Source organism: Streptomyces tubbatahanensis (genome assembly GCF_022699385.1).
GTDB lineage: Bacteria > Actinomycetota > Actinomycetes > Streptomycetales > Streptomycetaceae > Streptomyces > Streptomyces diacarni.
On the sequence record NZ_CP093846.1, the window covers coordinates 4360170 to 4377500 of the forward strand.

The 17331-nt window shown below is 73.3% G+C and carries 15 protein-coding genes and 1 rRNA gene (1 of these 16 cut by a window edge); 14 read left to right on the top strand and 2 right to left on the bottom strand.

Going from position 1 to position 17331, the window contains the following annotated elements; genetic code table 11:
* Nucleotides 1-240 precede the first annotated feature (240 nt).
* On the top strand, nucleotides 241-1791 hold the full coding sequence (locus MMF93_RS18715; RefSeq protein ID WP_242753075.1) for an RNA polymerase sigma factor: 1551 nt from the start codon (nucleotides 241-243) through the stop codon (nucleotides 1789-1791).
* A 97-nt stretch (nucleotides 1792-1888) separates the two neighbouring features.
* On the opposite strand, the gene MMF93_RS18720 is transcribed toward MMF93_RS18715, so the two are convergent.
* The gene (locus tag MMF93_RS18720) at nucleotides 1889-2821 is read right to left on the bottom strand and encodes a DUF3109 family protein (protein WP_242753076.1); all 933 of its coding nucleotides are present in this window, start codon (nucleotides 2819-2821) and stop codon (nucleotides 1889-1891) included.
* A gap of 86 nt (nucleotides 2822-2907) precedes the next feature.
* Here MMF93_RS18720 and MMF93_RS18725 point away from each other — a divergent pair, with 86 nt between their 5' ends.
* The 11 genes from MMF93_RS18725 (at nucleotide 2908) to proC (ending at nucleotide 14055) form a co-directional block, all read left to right on the top strand.
* Complete coding sequence (locus MMF93_RS18725) at nucleotides 2908-3840, top strand: Ppx/GppA family phosphatase (RefSeq protein WP_242753077.1); 933 nt, start codon at nucleotides 2908-2910, stop codon at nucleotides 3838-3840.
* Between the two features lie 135 nt (nucleotides 3841-3975).
* The gene (locus MMF93_RS18730) at nucleotides 3976-4875 is read left to right on the top strand and encodes a sugar phosphate isomerase/epimerase family protein (RefSeq protein WP_242753078.1); all 900 of its coding nucleotides are present in this window, start codon (nucleotides 3976-3978) and stop codon (nucleotides 4873-4875) included.
* Nucleotides 4872-5630: a TetR/AcrR family transcriptional regulator gene (locus MMF93_RS18735; protein WP_341483285.1), complete on the top strand. Its 759-nt coding sequence runs from the start codon at nucleotides 4872-4874 to the stop codon at nucleotides 5628-5630. Before MMF93_RS18730 ends, MMF93_RS18735 begins: the two co-directional genes overlap by 4 nt.
* Before the next feature lie 83 nt (nucleotides 5631-5713).
* Nucleotides 5714-7567 carry a dihydroxy-acid dehydratase gene (gene ilvD / locus MMF93_RS18740; protein ID WP_242753079.1) on the top strand — a complete coding sequence of 618 codons (1854 nt, stop codon included), beginning with the start codon at nucleotides 5714-5716 and terminating at the stop codon, nucleotides 7565-7567.
* 120 nt (nucleotides 7568-7687) lie between these two features.
* Complete coding sequence (locus tag MMF93_RS18745; RefSeq protein WP_242753080.1) at nucleotides 7688-8188, top strand: hypothetical protein; 501 nt, start codon at nucleotides 7688-7690, stop codon at nucleotides 8186-8188.
* A 173-nt stretch (nucleotides 8189-8361) separates the two neighbouring features.
* Nucleotides 8362-8760, top strand: a complete 399-nt coding sequence (locus MMF93_RS18750) for an ArsR/SmtB family transcription factor (protein ID WP_274709480.1) — start codon at nucleotides 8362-8364, stop codon at nucleotides 8758-8760.
* A complete protein-coding gene (locus MMF93_RS18755; protein WP_242753081.1) occupies nucleotides 8757-9050 on the top strand; it encodes a YwqI/YxiC family protein in 294 nt (97 codons plus the stop codon). Before MMF93_RS18750 ends, MMF93_RS18755 begins: the two co-directional genes overlap by 4 nt.
* Nucleotides 9051-9169: 119 nt before the next feature.
* On the top strand, nucleotides 9170-11329 hold the full coding sequence (locus tag MMF93_RS18760) for an MMPL family transporter (protein ID WP_242753082.1): 2160 nt from the start codon (nucleotides 9170-9172) through the stop codon (nucleotides 11327-11329).
* A 139-nt stretch (nucleotides 11330-11468) separates the two neighbouring features.
* Nucleotides 11469-12296, top strand: a complete 828-nt coding sequence (locus MMF93_RS18765; protein WP_242753083.1) for an ABC transporter ATP-binding protein — start codon at nucleotides 11469-11471, stop codon at nucleotides 12294-12296.
* Nucleotides 12297-12314: 18 nt separating this feature from the next.
* Nucleotides 12315-13052: an ABC transporter permease gene (locus MMF93_RS18770; RefSeq protein ID WP_242753085.1), complete on the top strand. Its 738-nt coding sequence runs from the start codon at nucleotides 12315-12317 to the stop codon at nucleotides 13050-13052.
* Nucleotides 13053-13251: 199 nt separating this feature from the next.
* Nucleotides 13252-14055 carry a pyrroline-5-carboxylate reductase gene (gene proC / locus MMF93_RS18775; RefSeq protein ID WP_114021997.1) on the top strand — a complete coding sequence of 268 codons (804 nt, stop codon included), beginning with the start codon at nucleotides 13252-13254 and terminating at the stop codon, nucleotides 14053-14055.
* A gap of 171 nt (nucleotides 14056-14226) precedes the next feature.
* Here proC and MMF93_RS18780 read toward each other — a convergent pair whose 3' ends face one another.
* The gene (locus tag MMF93_RS18780; protein ID WP_242753087.1) at nucleotides 14227-14841 is read right to left on the bottom strand and encodes a DedA family protein; all 615 of its coding nucleotides are present in this window, start codon (nucleotides 14839-14841) and stop codon (nucleotides 14227-14229) included.
* 110 nt (nucleotides 14842-14951) lie between these two features.
* Between MMF93_RS18780 and MMF93_RS18785 the strand changes: the two genes are divergently transcribed.
* Both MMF93_RS18785 and MMF93_RS18790 read left to right on the top strand, forming a co-directional pair.
* Nucleotides 14952-16706 carry a sensor histidine kinase gene (locus MMF93_RS18785; protein WP_242753100.1) on the top strand — a complete coding sequence of 585 codons (1755 nt, stop codon included), beginning with the start codon at nucleotides 14952-14954 and terminating at the stop codon, nucleotides 16704-16706.
* Between the two features lie 538 nt (nucleotides 16707-17244).
* Nucleotides 17245-17331 (top strand): 16S ribosomal RNA (locus MMF93_RS18790); it runs 1442 nt beyond the window's last position.

The following is a 17331-nucleotide window of genomic DNA, read 5'->3' on the forward strand; positions in this document are numbered from 1 at the left end:
GCGGGCCGCGGGGTGGTGGGCCTGCGAGGTGGTGGGGCCGCGAGGTGGTGGACCCGCGAGGCGGTGGGGCGGCGCGCGGTCGGCCGGGCCGGGGCCGTGCGCCCCCTGTGCGCCCTTTGTGACGTCGTTGTCGCGAAACCCGAGGCGCCTGTCCTCTTTTGGAGGACAACGTCACCCGAAGGTAGTAATCCTTCGCAGAGGGGTCCAGTAAAGCGCCATCATCCGCCTACCGTCGCCGGGGTGAAGACGAGCAGGCGCGAGCACCCCAGGAACTCCACCGGCGCACCGCCAGCGCACCGGATGGAAAGGACGACGCACCGTCGTGCCGACGGCACTGCCGTGCGGTGCGACGACGCGCATCTGGACGGCTTGTTCACCTACTGTCTGTCCGTTCTGTGCGAGCACGAAGCCGCCCTTCTCGCGCTCGGGGAGACGCTCGTGCTCGCCGACCGCCAGCACGCCAAGGGCCGCGCTCCCGAGGCCGGACACCTGCGCCGTCCCTGGCTCTACGCGCTCGCCAGGTGGGCGTGCTCCCGCCGGCTCGCCGAACAGAAGGCCAAGGGGAGGGCCGGGGCCAAGGCCAAGGGCCGCGAGGGAGCGCCGGCCGGCGGCGGATCCGCCGCCGCGGGTCGGGGGGTGGCCCACGGTGGCGCGTCCGTTCCCGCGTCCCCCGCCGCCACGGGGCGGGAACTGCTCGACGAGGCGGCCAGGGTGCGGCAGCGGAGCGAACTGGCCGCGCTGGCCTGGCCGGAGGCGGCGGGCACGTCCCCCGCGCAGCGGGAGGCGCTGGAGCTGTCCGTCAGGCACGGTCTGCCGCCCGCGCAGATCGCGGCGGTCCTCGCGATGCCGGCCGACGCCGCCGAGGACCTGCTGATGAACGCGGCCTGCGAGGTGGAACGGACCCGTGCCGCGCTGCGCGTCGTCGAGTCCGGCGGCTGCGCCGCCGTGGCCCGGCTCGCCGGGGACGACCGGCTGCTGATGGGGTCCGCGCTCCGCCGCGAACTGGTGCGGCACGTGGACGAGTGCCCGCAGTGCCGGCGCGCCGCCGAGCGCGCCATGGCGGGCGTCTCGTGGCCGGGTACCGCGCCGGCCTCCGCCGCGCTCGCCGTGGTCGCCGCTCCGCGCTCCGCGGTGTACGCGGCGGTGGAGCTGGCCCACTGTGCGCGCGCCCAGCGGGCACCGCGTTTCGACCGCGCCGGTTTCCCCGTGTGCGAGCGGAACGGTGCGGCGCGGCGCGAGCGGCTGCGGGCGCGGGTGCTCACCTCGACGGTCGTCACGGCCGTGGTGGCCGCGCCGGTGTTCGCCGCCTGGGCCGCCTACCGGGGCGGGCAGGACGGCGGCGAGCCCCAGGCGGAGCGTTCCGCCGCCGCTCCCGAGCAGCCGCGGGGGAGCGCCGGTGCTCCCCGGCCGCAGCGCGAGGGCAGCTGGAAGCCCGGGGGCCGCCACGCGGGGGGCGACGGGCATCATCGCCGCGCGTCCGAGACGGGCACGGGAGCGGGAGGGGCGGTGGGCAAGCACCGGCGGACGGGCCCCGGGGGCATCCTGCCCTCGGCCGTCGGTACGACCGCCGGCGGCCGAGGGTCCGCACCTCCGCCAAGGTCCTCGGCGCCCGGGCCCCCGTCGTCCGTGCCGGGCGCACCCGCCCCCGGGGGGATTCCGGGGGCGCCGGCCTCTCCGGCGTCCCCTGTACCGACACCCACCCCGTCGGAGACGACGCCGACACCGACTCCCACGCCGACGGAGACGGTCAGCCCGTCCGCGACGCCCACCGAGGCCGGTTCACCGTCGTGAGGGCGTCGCCGCGCGGTGCGGTCCGGCGCGGCGTGGTGCCCGGCACGGGGTTCCGGCGCGGCGGTGTCAGCGCCAGGGGGTCCTGCTCCGTCGTGTTCTACTCCACCGCGGGCTGCTCCACCGCGGGCTGCTCCACCGCGGGCTGCTCCGCCGCGGGCTGCTCCGTCGTGCGGGCGGTGGAGGCGTGGGCCTCGGTCGCCGGGTGGGGAGCCATCAGGGGGAGCTGGTGGGCCAGCCGCTGTGCGCACAGCTCGGCCAGGTGGTCGTAGGCGGCCTTGCCCATGAGTTCGGTCAACTCGGCGCGGTAGGAGAGGTAGACGGGCCGGCCCGCGCCGTGTGCGGACGGTGCCGCCGTGCACCACCAGTGCAGGTCGTGTCCGCCGCCGCCCCAGCCGCGGCGGTCGTACTCGCCGATCGAGACGTAGAGCACTTCCTCGCCGTCGGGCAGTTCGACCCACTCGTAGGTGCGCCTGATCGGTACCTGCCAGCACACGTCGGGCTTGGTCTCCAGCGGTTCGCGGCCCTCGCGCAGGGCGAGCAGGTGCAGTGCGCATCCCGCGCCGCCCTCGAAGCCGGCGCGGTTGTGGAAGATGCAGGCACCCTTCCAGCGCCGCGTCTGGCGCTCGCCCTCCTCGTTGACCTCCGCCCAGCCCAGCGCGCCGGTGCCGACGTCGTGGTGCTGCCACATCTGGGGTGTGAGCCGCGCCACGTGGGAGGCGACGCGCTCCTCGTCCTCCTCGTCGGAGAAGTGGGCGCCGAGGGTGCAGCAGCCGTCTTCGGCGCGGCCCTCGGTGATGCCCTGGCAGCCGTTGCCGAACAGGCAGTTCCACCGGGAGGTCAGCCAGGTCAGGTCGCAGCGGAAGACCTGTTCGTCGTCGGCCGGGTCGGGGAACTCGACCCAGGCGCGGGTGAAGTCGAGGGCGACCTCCTCGTCCCGGGCCGCGCCCACGGCCGGCTCCTCGGCTGCCGGGTCCTGCGCCCCGCGTGCGCCGTCCTGCTTCTGCTGCTTCGCCGCTTTCGTCATACCCACACCGACCAGCGTACGGGGCGTACGCCCGCCCGCCGGTACGCCGCTCCCCGTCGGCGCCCGCGTACCCAGCCGCTAGCGTGCTGGGTATGAGACTCGGTGTCCTCGATGTGGGGTCGAACACGGTCCACCTGCTCGTGGTGGACGCGCACCCCGGCGCCCGCCCCCTGCCCGCGTACTCGCACAAGGCGGCGCTCAAGCTCGCCGAGCTGCTGGAGGCCGACGGGTCCATCAGCCACGAGGGCGTGGAGAGGATGGCCGTCACCGTCGCCGAGGCGCTGGAGGTCTCCGAGGAGAAGGGCGTCGAGGCACTGCTGCCGTTCGCGACGTCCGCCGTGCGCGAGGCGGCCAACGCCGAGCACGCGCTCGCCCGTGTCGCCGAGGAGACCGGCGTCAAGCTGGAGGTGCTCTCCGGTGCCGACGAGGCCCGGCTGACGTTCCTGGCCGTGCGGCGCTGGTTCGGCTGGTCGGCCGGGCGGCTGCTGGTGCTCGACATCGGCGGCGGGTCGCTGGAGATCGCCTACGGGCTGGACGAGGACCCGGACGCGGCGGTGTCGCTGCCGCTGGGCGCGGGGCGGCTCACGGCGGGCTGGCTGCCGGGGGATCCGCCGGACGCGGCGGACGTGCGGGCGCTGCGCCGCCACGTACGGGCCGAGATCGCGCGCACGGTCGGGGACTTCAACCGGCTCAGCCCGCCCGACCGCGTGGTGGCCACCTCCAAGACGTTCAAGCAGCTCGCGCGGATGGCGGGCGCGCCGCGCAGCGCGGACGGGCCGTACGCGCAGCGCGCGCTCAGCCGCGGCTGCCTCCAGGAGTGGGTGCCCAAGCTGGCCGCGATGCCCGCCGAGGAGCGCGCGGAGCTGCCCGGTGTCTCCGAGGGCCGGGCCCGTCAGCTGCTGGCCGGTGCCCTCGTCGCGGAGGCCGCCATGGACCTCTTCCGCGTCGACGCGCTGGAGATCTGCCCCTGGGCGCTGCGCGAGGGCGTCATCCTGCGCCGCCTCGACCGCCTCCCGGCCGTCTGACGCCCCGGCCGCCCGACTCCCGGCCCGCCCGAGCGGCCGCTGGGCGCTGCCCGTCGCCCCGCGGACCCCGGTGTGTGAGCGGGCTCCCAGCGGCCGACTCCCTCGCGGGGAGCGGCACGCGCTTAGGGTGGCCGGGTGGGCATCGAAAGCGTGCGGGTCTCCCAGGCGAAGGTCGCCCTGTCGACGGCCTCGGTGTACCCGGAGTCGACGGCCGCGGCGTTCGAGATCGCCGGGCGCCTCGGCTACGACGGCGTCGAGGTCATGGTCTGGACCGATCCGGTCAGCCAGGACGTGGACGCGCTGCGCCGCCTCTCGGACTTCCACGGCGTCCCGATCCTGGCCGTGCACGCTCCGTGCCTGCTCATCACCCAGCGTGTGTGGGCCAAGGATCCCTGGGAGAAGCTGGTGCGGGCCAGGGCCGCTGCGGAGACGCTGGGCGCCTCCACCGTCGTCGTCCACCCGCCCTTCCGCTGGCAGCGCAGCTACGCGCGCGAGTTCGAGCGCGGCGTGTGGCGGATGGCGGACGAGACCGACGTGCGGTTCGCCGTCGAGAACATGTACCCCTGGCGCTACCGCGACCGCGAGATGCTCGCCTACGCCCCCGACTGGGACCCCACCCAGAACGACTACCGGCACTTCACCATCGACCTCTCGCACACGGCCACCGCCCGCAACGACACCCTGGCGATGGTGGAGCGGATGGGCGACCGGCTCGGCCACGTCCACATCGCCGACGGCAACGGTTCCGCCAAGGACGAGCACCTGGTTCCCGGGCGCGGCGCGCAGCCGTGTGCCGAGGTACTGGAGCGGCTGGCCGCACGCGGGTTCGACGGTCACGTGGTCGTGGAGGTCAACACGCGCCGCGCCATGTCGGCGGCCGAGCGCGAGGAGGACCTGGCCGAGGCGCTCGCCTACACCCGCCTCCACCTCGCCGCCCCGGGCCCCGCGGGTCCGGGCGCGGGACCGGACGTTGGACGCACCCCGGCGGACCCGGAAGCCGGTCGGTCCGCCGCTCCCCGCCGGGGGGACGCGTGAGTGCCCCCGAGGACCCTGCCGAGCCCACCACGCACGCCTCTCCGGCGCCGCGCGGGCGGGGCCGTCCGGTGCGCCGCGGTGGTGCGGACGGGCCCGGCACGCGCGAGCTGATCCTGGCCTCGGCGCGCGGCGAGTTCGCCGAGCGCGGGTACGACAAGGCGTCCGTGCGGGCCATCGCACGCGGCGCGGGGGTGGACGCGGCGCTGGTGCACCACTACTTCGGCACCAAGGAGCAGGTGTTCGCGGCGGCCGTGGAGGGCGCCCTCGCGCCGGCGCTGGCCGTCCCCGACCTCATCGAGGGGGCGGCGCCCGGGGAGGTGGGCGAGGCGGTCACCCGCACGTTCCTGGGCATGTGGGAGGACCACGGCACCCGGGAGCCCGTGCTGGCCATCGTCCGCTCGGCGGTCAACAACGAGCGGGCCGCCGCCGTCTTCCGCGAGTTGCTGAGCCGCCACCTGGTCGCGCGGGTGGCGGCGGGCCTGGAGGAGGCCGACGCGCGGCTGCGGGTGAACCTGGCGGCGGCGCAGCTGGTGGGGACGGCGATCCTGCGCTACGTCATCCGGCTGGAACCGCTGGCCTCGGAGCCCGTCTCCGCCGTGATCGGCCGGCTGGCGCCCGTCGTCCAGCAGCACCTCACGGGCCCGGCGCCGCACGAGGGCACACGCGAGGGCGCGGGGACGGCTCCGGGCGGGGACGCGGGGGCCGCTTCGCGCGGCGGGTTCGTCCAGGATCCGGACTCCGTGTCCGGATCTTGAGCCGGAGGCGTACCCTCGATTCTTCTACGAGTTGTTTCGGTGGCGCTTCCGGCGCCGCCAGTGCATGCAAGGGAGAGGCAGCCATGCCCGAGCTGAGGTCCCGCACCGTCACCCACGGACGCAACATGGCGGGGGCACGCGCCCTCATGCAGGCGTCCGGCGTAGCGCGTGAGGACTTCGGCAAGCCGATCGTGGCGGTGGCCAACAGCTTCACCGAGTTCGTGCCGGGCCACACCCACCTGCAGCCGGTCGGCCGCATCGTCAGCGAGGCGGTCAAGGCGGCGGGCGGCATCCCGCGCGAGTTCAACTCGATCGCGGTGGACGACGGCATCGCGATGGGCCACGGCGGCATGCTCTACTCGCTGCCGTCCCGCGATCTGATCGCCGACTCGGTCGAGTACATGGTCGAGGCGCACTGCGCGGACGCGCTGATCTGCATCTCCAACTGCGACAAGATCACCCCGGGGATGCTGATGGCCGCGATGCGGCTGAACGTTCCCACGGTCTTCGTCTCCGGCGGCCCGATGGAGGCCGGCGAGGCCACGCTGGTCAACGGGACGGTCCGCAAGCTGGATCTGGTCGACGCGATGTCGGAGGCGGCCAACGACAAGGTCTCCGACGAGGACATCCTGCGCATCGAGCAGAACGCCTGCCCGACCTGCGGCTCCTGCTCGGGCATGTTCACCGCGAACTCGATGAACTGCCTCACCGAGGCCCTCGGCCTGGCCCTGCCCGGCAACGGCTCGACGCTGGCCACCCACACGGCACGCAGGGAGCTGTACGAGACGGCGGGCCGCACGGTCGTGGAGGCCGCCAGGCGCTACTACGACCAGGACGACGCGACGGTCCTGCCGCGCACCATCGGCTCCCGCGCCGCCTTCGAGAACGCCATGGCCCTCGACATCGCCATGGGCGGCTCCACCAACACGATCCTGCACCTGCTGGCGGCCGCAGAGGAGGCCGAGCTGGACTTCACGATGCACGACATCGACCAGCTCTCCCGCAAGCTGCCCTGCCTGGCCAAGGTCGCCCCCAACGTCGCACCCGGCGGCACGTACTACATGGAGGACGTGCACCGCGCCGGCGGTATCCCCGCCATCCTGGGCGAGCTGTACCGGGGCGGGCTGCTGAACGAGGACGTGCACAGCGTGCACGCCGACTCGCTCGCCGAGTGGCTCAAGACGTGGGACATCCGCGGCGGATCGCCGTCGGCCGAGGCGCTGGAGCTCTTCCACGCGGCCCCGGGCTGCGTCCGCTCGGCCGAGGCGTTCTCGCAGTCCGAGCGGTGGGAGTCCCTGGACGTGGACGCGGCCGGCGGCTGCATCCGCGACGTCGGGCACGCCTACTCGGCGGAGGGCGGCCTGGCGGTGCTGTACGGCAACCTCGCCGAGAACGGCTGCGTGGTGAAGACCGCGGGTGTGGACGAGTCGATCCTGACCTTCACCGGGCCCGCCGTCGTGTGCGAGTCGCAGGAGGAGGCCGTCCAGAAGATCCTGGACAAGACGGTCAAGGAGGGCGACGTCGTCGTCATCCGCTACGAGGGCCCCAAGGGCGGCCCCGGCATGCAGGAGATGCTCTACCCGACCTCCTTCCTCAAGGGCCGGGGCCTGGGCAAGGCCTGCGCGCTGATCACCGACGGCCGCTTCTCGGGCGGTACGTCGGGCCTGTCGATCGGCCACATCTCGCCGGAGGCGGCGGGCGGCGGCGCCATCGCGCTGGTTCAGGACGGCGACGCCGTCGTCATCGACATCCCTGGGCGGCAGATGCGGCTGGACGTGGACGAGGAGACGCTGGCCGCGCGGCGCGAGGCGCTGGGCGGCCGGTACGCCCCCGCGGCCCGCGAGCGCAAGGTCTCCACGGCGCTGCGCGCCTACGCGGCCATGGCCACCAGCGCCGACCGCGGCGCGGTGCGGGACGTGACCCTGCTGGAGCGCTGAGGCGTTCGCGCCCCGCCAGGGGCGCGGGGAACTGCGCGACCGGCCACCACGCGCCGTGAGCCCGCGGACCGCGGTCAGGGGCAGGCGCTGACCGGACACCCGTGGCGTCATAATCGAAACGTGCCCCAGCAACCGAAGACACCCGACGAACCGGCCCCCGAGCCAGTGCGCTTCTACGGCACCACCTGGGTCGACCACTCCGGCGGCTACGTGCTGCGCCGGATCGGCCTCGGCCTCGGCGCGGTGCTGGCGGCCGCGGTGGGCGCCTTCGTGCTGCGCTTCGCCTACCAGGGCGTCGTGGTGGCCGACATCGGCAGCTGGGCGAGTGTGCTGCTGGTCGCCGCGTTCGCCGTGTGCAGCGCGATGGCGTTCGCGCGGACGCTGACCTTCTACGGCCGCCGCCCCGACGAGCGGGAGGCGTCGGCCGAGTCGTCGATGCGCAGCATCCGGATCGTCGGCTTCGTCGGCGTGCTGCTCGCCTACGCGCTGCGCACCTGCGTCGAGGCGCCCGGGGAGCGGCTGCACCGGGCCGAGTACGAGGAGGCGCTGGCCCGCCACGCGCGGCAGCGGCAGTCCCGTACGGGCAATCCGGCGGCGAGGAAGAAGAAGCGCAAGCGCTGACCAGAGCGCTGAGGCGTACACGTCAACACGTTTTCTGCGGGAGGGTCCTCAGGGCCCTCCCGCAGTCGTGTCAGGGGGAACCCTGAACTGTCCCGGACAAGGCCCCAGTTGCCTCGACACCTCGTTCCGCCACGTGTCAGATTCTTCTTACACCCCAAGAGGAAGGGGTCGCGGTGAGCGCGATCGAGACCCCGACAGGAGACGAACTGCTGAAGGTCCTGGCAGCGCTCGGCAACCCGCACCGGATGCGGATCGTCGCGGCACTCGCCGAGGGCCGGAACTACGTCAGCAGGCTCGCCCGTGAGATCGGCATGAGCCGTCCGCTGCTGCACATGCACCTCCAGCGGCTGGAGGCGGCCGGTCTGGTGGTCGGGTCGCTGGAGCTGTCGGACAGCGGCAAGGCCATGAAGTTCTTCGAGGTGTCCCCGTTCGCCTACGCGCTGACCCCGCAGGTCGTCGCCGAGGCCGCGCGGACCCTCACGGACCAGGCCGCCAAGACCGCGGGGGAGCAGCACGCAGCCGGCCCCGAGCCGGACGAGCAGGTCTCGGACGAGAAAGAGAGAGCGACGTGAACGAGCACCTCACGACCGCGGACGCGCCGGTCGACGCCGCCGGCGTCTGGGCCGCGGCGCTGGGCACCGGCGGGGTCTTCGTCCTGCTGATCGTCGTGGTCTGGCAGCTCGCCGCCACCTGGCGGGCCCGGATGCTGGCGGCCCGGGAACAGCAGTACAAGCAGCTGGCCCTCAAGTACGCGCAGCTGTTGGAGGACAACGTCGAGCTGCACCGCCGCAGCGTCGAGGAGCTGACGCAGGCGCGGCAGTCGATCGCCTCGATGGAGAAGATGATGCGCGAGATCGAGTAACCGGCCCGCACTCCACCCACGGCGCTCGTACGGCCGGGAGCGGCAACTCCCGGCCGTACACGTGAGCGTGAGCCTCCGCGAACCCCTCGCGTCCCACACCCACCCCCTGGAGGGTACCCATGCCTGTTCTCTCTCCGCCTCCGGGCGTCAGGCGCCCCGGCGTGCCGCGCCGACTCGCCACGGCCCCCGGCGGCCGGCGCGGCAAGTGGCTGGTCCTGGCCGCCTGGCTGCTGCTCGTCCTGGCGCTCGGCCCGCTGGCCGGCAAGCTCACCGAGGTCGAGGACAGCAGCGCCAACGCCTTCCTGCCGGGCGGCGCCGAGTCGGCCCGGGTCAACACCGCGCTGGAGAAGTTCCGGGGCGCGGACGAGATCATCCCCGCGGTCGCCGTCTACGCGCGCGGCGACGCCGCCGTCACGCGGGCCGACGCGGCCAAGGCGCGCGCCGACCGCGCCGCGTTCGCCCCGCTGGTGCCGCGGGGCGAGAAGCTGACCGGGCCCGTTCCCTCGAAGGACGGCAAGGCCCTGATGCTTGTCGTGCCCCTGACGACGGGGGACGACGACATGACCGGCGACCTGGAGAAGATCCGCAGCGTGGCCGCCGCCAACGCGCCCCCAGGACTCGACGTCGCCGTCGGCGGCCCCGCCGGATCGCTGCTCGACAGCGTCGAGGTCTTCGACACCCTCGACTCCACCCTGATGCTGGCCACCGGGGCCGTCGTCACGCTGCTGCTCCTGCTCACCTACCGCAGCCCGCTGCTGTGGCTCTTCCCCGTGCTGTCGGTCGGCTTCGCCGCCGCGCTCACCCAGGCCTCCACCTATCTGCTGGCGAAGTACGCCGCGCTGCCCGTCGACCCGCAGAGCGCGGGCATCCTCATGGTGCTGGTGTTCGGCGTCGGCACCGACTACGCGCTGCTGCTGATCGCCCGCTACCGCGAGGAACTCCACCACCACGCCGACCGGCACGACGCCATGCGGATCGCGCTGCGCCGCTCGGGCCCCGCGATCCTCGCCTCAGCCGGCACCATCGCCGCCGGTCTGGCCTGCCTGGCCCTCGCCGACATCAACTCCTCCCGCTCGCTGGGCCTGGTCGGCGCTGTCGGTGTCGTCTGCGCCCTGCTCGCCATGGTCACGGTGCTGCCCGCGCTGCTGGTGGCGACGGGGCGGTGGGTCTTCTGGCCGTTCGTGCCGCGCCACGGAACGGCGCCGCGCCAGGCGCGCACCGTCTGGTCCCGGATCGGCGCCCTGCTGGCGCGCCGCCCGCGCTGGTCGTGGCTGATGTCGGCCGGTGTGACGGCCGTGCTGGCGCTGAGCGCGACAGGAGCGACCATGGGCCTGACCAACGAGGAGATGTACCAGGACAAGCCCGAGTCGGTGGTGGCCCAGGAGAAGCTGTCGGCGCACTACCCCTCGGGCGCCTCCGACCCGGCCACCGTCGTGGTCCGCACCGACGCGCGCGAGGAGGTGCGGCGCGCGGCGTCCGACGTCGACGGCGTCGAGTCCGTCAGGCTCCAGGACCGCACGAGCGACGGGCGGTTGACCTCGCTGGCCGTCGTCCTGGCGGACGCCCCCGACAGCGACGGCGCCAAGGCCACCGTCGACAGGCTGCGAGACGCCGTCCACGCCGTCGACGGAGCCGACGCGCTGGTGGGCGGCACGACAGCCGAGTCGCTGGACACCCGCAGGGCCGTCGAGAGCGACCTGGAGACCGTCATCCCCGTCGTGCTCGCCGTCGTCCTGCTCATCCTGGTCGCGCTGCTGCGCTCGCTGGTCGCACCGCTGCTCCTGCTGGCGACGGTGGTGCTGTCCTACTTCGGCGCGCTGGGAGCCTCGCACCTGATCTTCCAGTACCTGCTGGGCTTCCCCGCGGTGGACAACGCGCTGCCGCTGATGGGCTTCGTCTTCCTGGTTGCCCTGGGCATCGACTACAACATCTTCCTGATGACCCGCGTGCGCGAGGAGGTCGGACGCCGGGGCCACGCCGCGGGGGTGCTGGCCGGGCTCACCTCCACCGGCGGCGTGATCACCTCGGCGGGGATCGTGCTGGCCGCCACCTTCGCGGTGATCGCCTCCATGCCGCTGGTCTCGATGGCCCAACTGGGCGTCCTCGTCGGCTTCGGCGTCCTGCTGGACACCTTCCTCGTCCGCACGGTGCTGGTGCCCTCGCTGGCCCTGGACCTCGGCCGCCGCATCTGGTGGCCGTCGCGCCCGGGCCGCGGCCGGGGGCAGGGGACACCGGGCCGGGGCGAGCGGGTGGCGCGGGCGGAGCCGGAGAGGGTCTGAGTTCGCGGCGGTGGGCGTCGCCCCGTCGGCTGGTGCCCCGTCCGCCGTCCGCACCACGCGGCGGGGCGGGCGGGGTGCCGCCGTGCCCGTCCCGCCTTCTTGACGCCCGTGCGCCGCCCGGCCCATAATTCAGCATGTGATGAATAAACCGCCGCCGCAACCACCCCCCGACCCCGCGCAACCCACTGGGCCGCAGGGCGCTCCCGCCGACCCCGCCATCCACGCCCGCGGCCTCACCGTCGTCCGCGGCACCCGACGCGTCCTCGACGCCCTCTCCTTCGACGTCACCCCCGGCACCGTCACCGGCCTCCTCGGCCCCTCCGGCAGCGGGAAGTCCACCCTCATCCGCGCGATCGTCGGCACCCAGGCCAAGGTCACCGGCACCCTGGACGTCCTCGGCCGCCCCGCCGGATCGGCCGCGCTGCGCTCCCGCGTCGGCTACGTCACCCAGGCGCCCTCCGTCTACGGCGACCTGAGCGCGCGCCAGAACCTCGACTACTACGCCGCCGTCCTCGGCATCCCCCGCTCCCGCCGAGCCGCCGCCGTCACCCAGGCCCTCACCGACGTCGACCTCACCTCGCACGCCGACGACCTGGCGGGCACCCTCTCCGGCGGCCAGGCCTCCCGCGTCTCGCTGGCCGTCGCCCTGCTCGGCGCCCCCGAGCTCCTGGTGCTCGACGAGCCCACCGTCGGCCTCGACCCGGTGCTCCGCCGCGACCTGTGGGACCTCTTCCACCGCCTCGCCGCCCACGGCACCACCCTGCTGATCTCCTCCCACGTCATGGACGAGGCGGACCGCTGCGCACACCTGCTCCTCGTACGGGACGGGGCGCTGCTGGCCGCCGACACCCCGCAGGCACTCAGGGAACAGACCGGCAGCGACACCGTCGAGGACGCCTTCCTCGCCCTCGTCGACTCGGCCCGCGCCGCCGAGGGCCCCACACCCTCACCACCCGCACCCCACTGACCGACCGCGAGGGACACCATGAACGCCTCCCGCACGCTCGCCACCGCGCGCCGCGTCCTGCGCCAACTCGGCCACGACCCCCGCACGATCGCGCTGCTGCTGCTCGTCCCGATCCTGCTGCTCGTCCTGCTGTACTACGTCTTCGACGCCGACCGCCGCGCCTTCGACAGCATCGGCGCCTCCCTGCTGGGCATCTTCCCGCTCGTGACGATGTTCCTGGTCACCTCCATCGCCACCCTGCGCGAGCGCACCTCCGGCACCCTGGAGCGCCTGCTGTCCATGCCGCTGGGCAAGGGCGAACTGATCCTCGGCTACGCGCTCGCCTTCGGCCTGCTGGCCGTCGTCCAGGCAGCCCTGGCCACCGGCGTCGCCATCTGGTTCCTGGACCTGGACATCGCGGGCTCGCCCTGGCTGCTGCTCCTCGTCGCCCTGCTCGACGCGCTCCTGGGCACCGCCCTCGGGCTGTTCGTCTCGGCCTTCGCCGCCTCCGAGTTCCAGGTCGTCCAGTTCATGCCCGCGATGATCTTTCCGCAGATCCTGCTGTGCGGCCTGTTCGCACCCCGCGGCAGCATGCAGCCCGTCCTGGAGGGCATCTCGAACGTGCTGCCCATGTCCTACGCCGTCGACGGCATGACGGAGGTCCTGCACCACACCGAGGCCACCGGCGACTTCGTCCGCGACCTCGGTATCGTCGCCGGCAGCGCGCTCCTGGTCCTCGCCCTCGGCGCCGCCACCCTCCGCCGCCGCACCGCGTGAGCCGCCCCGGTGCGAGGATGGACGGACCGGCAGCCGCCGCCACGTCCTCGTGACGAGGCACCACCGGTCACGACCGGCGCCGGCACCGGCACCGGCACAGCCGGGCTCGGCCGGCACGACGAGTACGAGCCCGACGATCACGAGCACGAGCACGAGCACGATGAGCATGAGCACGACGAGGCACGAGGTGAACCACTCCATGACCACCCAGAACGTCGCGGTCCTCGGCACCGGCAAGATCGGAGAGGCCCTGCTCTCCGGCATGCTCCGAGGCGGCTGGTCACCCTCCCGCCTCCTGGTCACCACGCGACGCCCCGAGCGCGCGGCCGAACTGCGGGAGCGCTACGGCGTCGAGCCGGTCGGCAACGCCGAGGCGGCCAAGGCGGCCGACACCCTCATCCTCACGCCCAAGCCGCAGGACATGGGCGCGCTCGTGGACGAGCTGGCCCCCCACGTGCCCGCCGACCGGCTGGTCATCAGCGGCGCCGCCGGTATCACCACCCGCTACCTCGAACAGCGGCTGACCGAGGGCACGCCCGTCATCCGCGTCATGGCCAACACCCCGGCCCTCGTCGACGAGGCCATGTCCGTCATCTCCGGCGGCACCCACGCCACCGAGGCCCATCTCGCCCTCGCCGAGGAGATCTTCGGCGGCGTCGGCAAGACCCTCCGCCTCCCCGAGAGCCAGCAGGACGCCGCCACCGCCCTCTCCGGCTCGGGCCCCGCCTACTTCTTCTTCCTCGTCGAGGCCATGACCGACGCCGGCATCCAGCTCGGCCTGCCCCGCGACAAGGCGCACGAGCTGATCGTCCAAGCCGCGGTCGGCGCCGCCACCATGCTCCGCGACAGCGGCGAACACCCCGTCACCCTGCGCGAGAACGTCACCTCGCCAGGCGGCACGACGATCAACGCCATCCGCGAGCTGGAGAACCACCGCGTCCGCGCCGCCTTCATCGACGCCATCGAGGCCGCCCGCGACCGCAGCCGCGAGCTCGGGGGCTGACGGCGGGCCCCCAAGGGGGGTGCCACCTGTACGTTGCCTGCGGACTGCGCGTCCGTTGCGGCTCGTCTCGCACCCCCGCGCCCTTTCGGTGCGTTGCCCGCCCCGCGGAGCGTGCGCAGTCTGCTCCCCCGGTCCCCGGCCGGGAAGCGCCCCAGGGCGCAGAGCGCGCAATCACCGGGCCTGGCCTCCGGCGCGCGTCCGCAGGCCGCGTACCCCCTCGTGCACCAGCGTGATCGTGAAGGCCAGCGCGAGTCCGAGCGCCACCCCGTACAGCGGCGTCTCCTCGAACGCGGCTCCGCCCACGTAGCCCAGGCCCGCCGAATAGCAGGCCCAGCTCACCACGGCCACGGCGTCGTACCGCGTGAACAGCCGGCGTGGGAAACCCGTCGCGCCGGTGGTGAGCGTGGCCGCCGTCCGGCCGCCCGGAATGTAGCGCGCCGCCACCAGCACGAGGCCGCCCCGCTCGGCCAGCATCCGCCCCACCCGCTCGTAGACCCGCCAGGTGCGGCTCCCCTCCGACAGCCGCGCCGTCAGCCGCGCCCCCGAGCGCCGCCCGATCAGGTACGAGACGTGGTCGCCGGCGAACGCGCCGAGCGCCGCCACCACGATCACCCAGAACAGCGCCGGATCGCCCTGCGCCGCCGCGAACACCCCCAGCGTGATCACCAACGTCTCGCTCGGCACCACGGGGAAGAACCCGTCCAGCATCGCGATCCCGAACAGCGCCACGTACACCCACGGCGTACTCACGAACCCCTCGACCGCATGCACTATCGCCTCGTTCATGCTCCGGAACGTACGGAGCACGCCGGGCGCCGAGCAGTCCACGATCGTCCCCGGCCATCCCCCACTTTCGTCAGGTGTGCCCCGCAGCGGCCCCCCGTACCGTGGCGCACGTGAACGCCGCACCCACCCGCACCGGCCTCGGCCGCTTCACCGCCGCACTCCGCCGCCCCCGCAGCCGCGCGCTGCTCGCCGACCTCGCCCTGTGGCTGTTCCTCGCCTACCCGCTCCCCACCCTGAGTGAGGTCCCGGTCTGGCTCCGGGCGACCGCGGCCCCGCTGCTGGCCGCCGCCGCGTTCCTCAGCCGCCGCGCCCCCCTCGCGGCGGCGGCCGTCCCCGCGGGCCTCGGCCTCGCCGTCACCCCCGAGCTGTTCACCAGCACCTTCAGCCCCGCCCTCGTCGTCCTGAGCTTCCTCCTCGGGCGCCGCGCCGAGAACGGACGCCGCTCGCTCGCCGCCGCCGCCACCCTGTGCACCGTCGGCCTCGTCCTCGCCCTGACTCTCCCCGACGCCAGCCTGTGGGACTGGTTCACCCTCGTCAGCACCGTCCTGTTCGCCGCCGTCCTCCCCTGGCTGCTGGGACGCTTCCGCCGCCAGCAGTACGCACTCCAGGCCACAGGATGGGACCTGGCAGCGCGCATGGAGCGCGAACACGAACTCGTCGCCGACCGCGCACGGCTGCGCGAACGCTCCCGCATCGCCGGCGACATGCACGACTCCCTCGGCCACGACCTCAGCCTCATCGCCGTGCGCGCCGCCGCGCTCCAGGTGTCCCCAGGTGTGGACGACGCCGCCCGGGCCTCCGCCGCCGAGCTCCGCCAGGCCGCCGCCGACGCCACCGAACGCCTCCGCCAGATCATCGGCCTGCTCCGCCAGGACACGACGGCTCCCACCGCGGAAACCGTCCCCGACCTGGTCGCCCGCACCGCCGCCTCGGGCGTCGCCATCACCCTCCGCGAGAACGGCGAGAACGGTGAGGACGGCGACGACGGCGACGACGGCGATAAGGGCGCGAACGGCGAGAGCGACGGCGAGGTCGGTCCGGTGCTGCTCCCGCCCCTCGTCGACCGCGCCGTCCACCGCGTCGTCCAGGAAGCCGTCACCAACGCCACCAAGCACGCACCGGGCGCGGCGATCACGGTCCGGCTACGGAAGAAACCGACTGCCGTGTACGTGACGGTCACGAACGGCGCACCCGCGGCGGGCGTGCGCCTCCGTACGGAGGCGCACGCAGGGAAGACGGCGCGCATGGGAACGGGCGCGGGCACCGGAACGGGCATGGGCGCGGGAACGGGCATGGGCGCGGGCACCGGGCTCATCAGCCTCGACGAACGCGTACGTCAGGCCGGAGGCACCTTCCGGGCACAGCCCCTCACGTCGGCAGAGGGCTTCGAGGTGACGGCCCAGCTCCCTCTCGCCCCCGACCACCTCCCGAGCACCCTGGCCCGCCCCGAAACCGACGCCGCGCCCCCCACCACCCGCTCCGGCGCACAACTCGCCAGAGCCCGCCGGCGGGTACGGCGAGGGATGGCGAACGCCCTGTGGATCCCGGCCTCCGCGACGGCCGTACTGGCGGCACTGATGTACGGCTACCAGCTCTACACCTCCCACGAGTCCGTACTCGGCGAGCACACCTACAGCGAGCTGCGCGTCGGCGAACCCCGGTCGTCCGTGCTTCCGCGCCTCCCCTCGTACGAGTTCGACGCGGAGGTCGCGCCACCCGGCGCGCCCCCGAACCCGGCCCACACCGACGAGTGCCGCTTCCAGCGCCGCAGCACCTTCGACAACTCCCTCCTCTACCGCCTCTGCTTCACTGACGGGCGGCTGTCCCACAAGGACCTGATCAGGGCGGAAGAGCGGGACCGTTGACCGAGACGGGGCTCACAGTTGACACAGAGGTCACCCGTCCGTAAGGTTCATCGGGTTGCCGCAAAGCCGTCCTGGTTTCGCGGCGACTCCTCTTCGCCACTCCGGCGGGTACCACTTCGAGAGCACGATCTCCCTGCGCAGGGGTTTCTTCGGCATGCCGAATTTCTTCTGCGGCCGGCTCAATTTGGAGCCGGAGGGAAAAGGCTCTAAAGTAGAGACCAGCCGGAAGGCGCCCCGCCGACAGGGGAATCCGATTCGGAAGTACGGCACGGAAACGGGCCGGGAAACGGATCTGATAGAGTCGGAGACACCGAAAGGGCAAACGTCCGGAGAAACCGGTGAGACGGTTTCGAAGGAAGCGTCCGTTCCTTGAGAACTCAACAGCGTGCCAAAAGTCAACGCCAGATATGTTGATACCCCGACCTGCCGGGTTTCCGGTGGGTTGAGGTTCCTTTGAAACACACAACAGCGAGGACGCTGTGAACGGGTTGGATTATTCCTCCGGCCTGTTCCGCTCTTCCTGTGGATGATTAAAGCATTCACGGAGAGTTTGATCCTGGCTCAGGACGAACGCTGGCGGCGTGCTTAACACATGCAAGTCGAACGATGAACCCGCTTCGGTGGG

What these genes read in the sequence shown, in the direction of transcription:
- MMF93_RS18725 (WP_242753077.1), top strand. Translation starts at nt 2,908, where the DNA reads ATGAGACTCGGTGTCCTCGATGTGGGGTCGAACACGGTCCACCTGCTC.
- ilvD (WP_242753079.1), top strand. Translation starts at nt 5,714, where the DNA reads ATGCCCGAGCTGAGGTCCCGCACCGTCACCCACGGACGCAACATGGCG.
- MMF93_RS18760 (WP_242753082.1), top strand. Translation starts at nt 9,170, where the DNA reads ATGCCTGTTCTCTCTCCGCCTCCGGGCGTCAGGCGCCCCGGCGTGCCG.
- MMF93_RS18765 (WP_242753083.1), top strand. Translation starts at nt 11,469, where the DNA reads ATGAATAAACCGCCGCCGCAACCACCCCCCGACCCCGCGCAACCCACT.
- MMF93_RS18770 (WP_242753085.1), top strand. Translation starts at nt 12,315, where the DNA reads ATGAACGCCTCCCGCACGCTCGCCACCGCGCGCCGCGTCCTGCGCCAA.
- proC (WP_114021997.1), top strand. Translation starts at nt 13,252, where the DNA reads ATGACCACCCAGAACGTCGCGGTCCTCGGCACCGGCAAGATCGGAGAG.
- MMF93_RS18780 (WP_242753087.1), bottom strand. Translation starts at nt 14,841, where the DNA reads ATGAACGAGGCGATAGTGCATGCGGTCGAGGGGTTCGTGAGTACGCCG.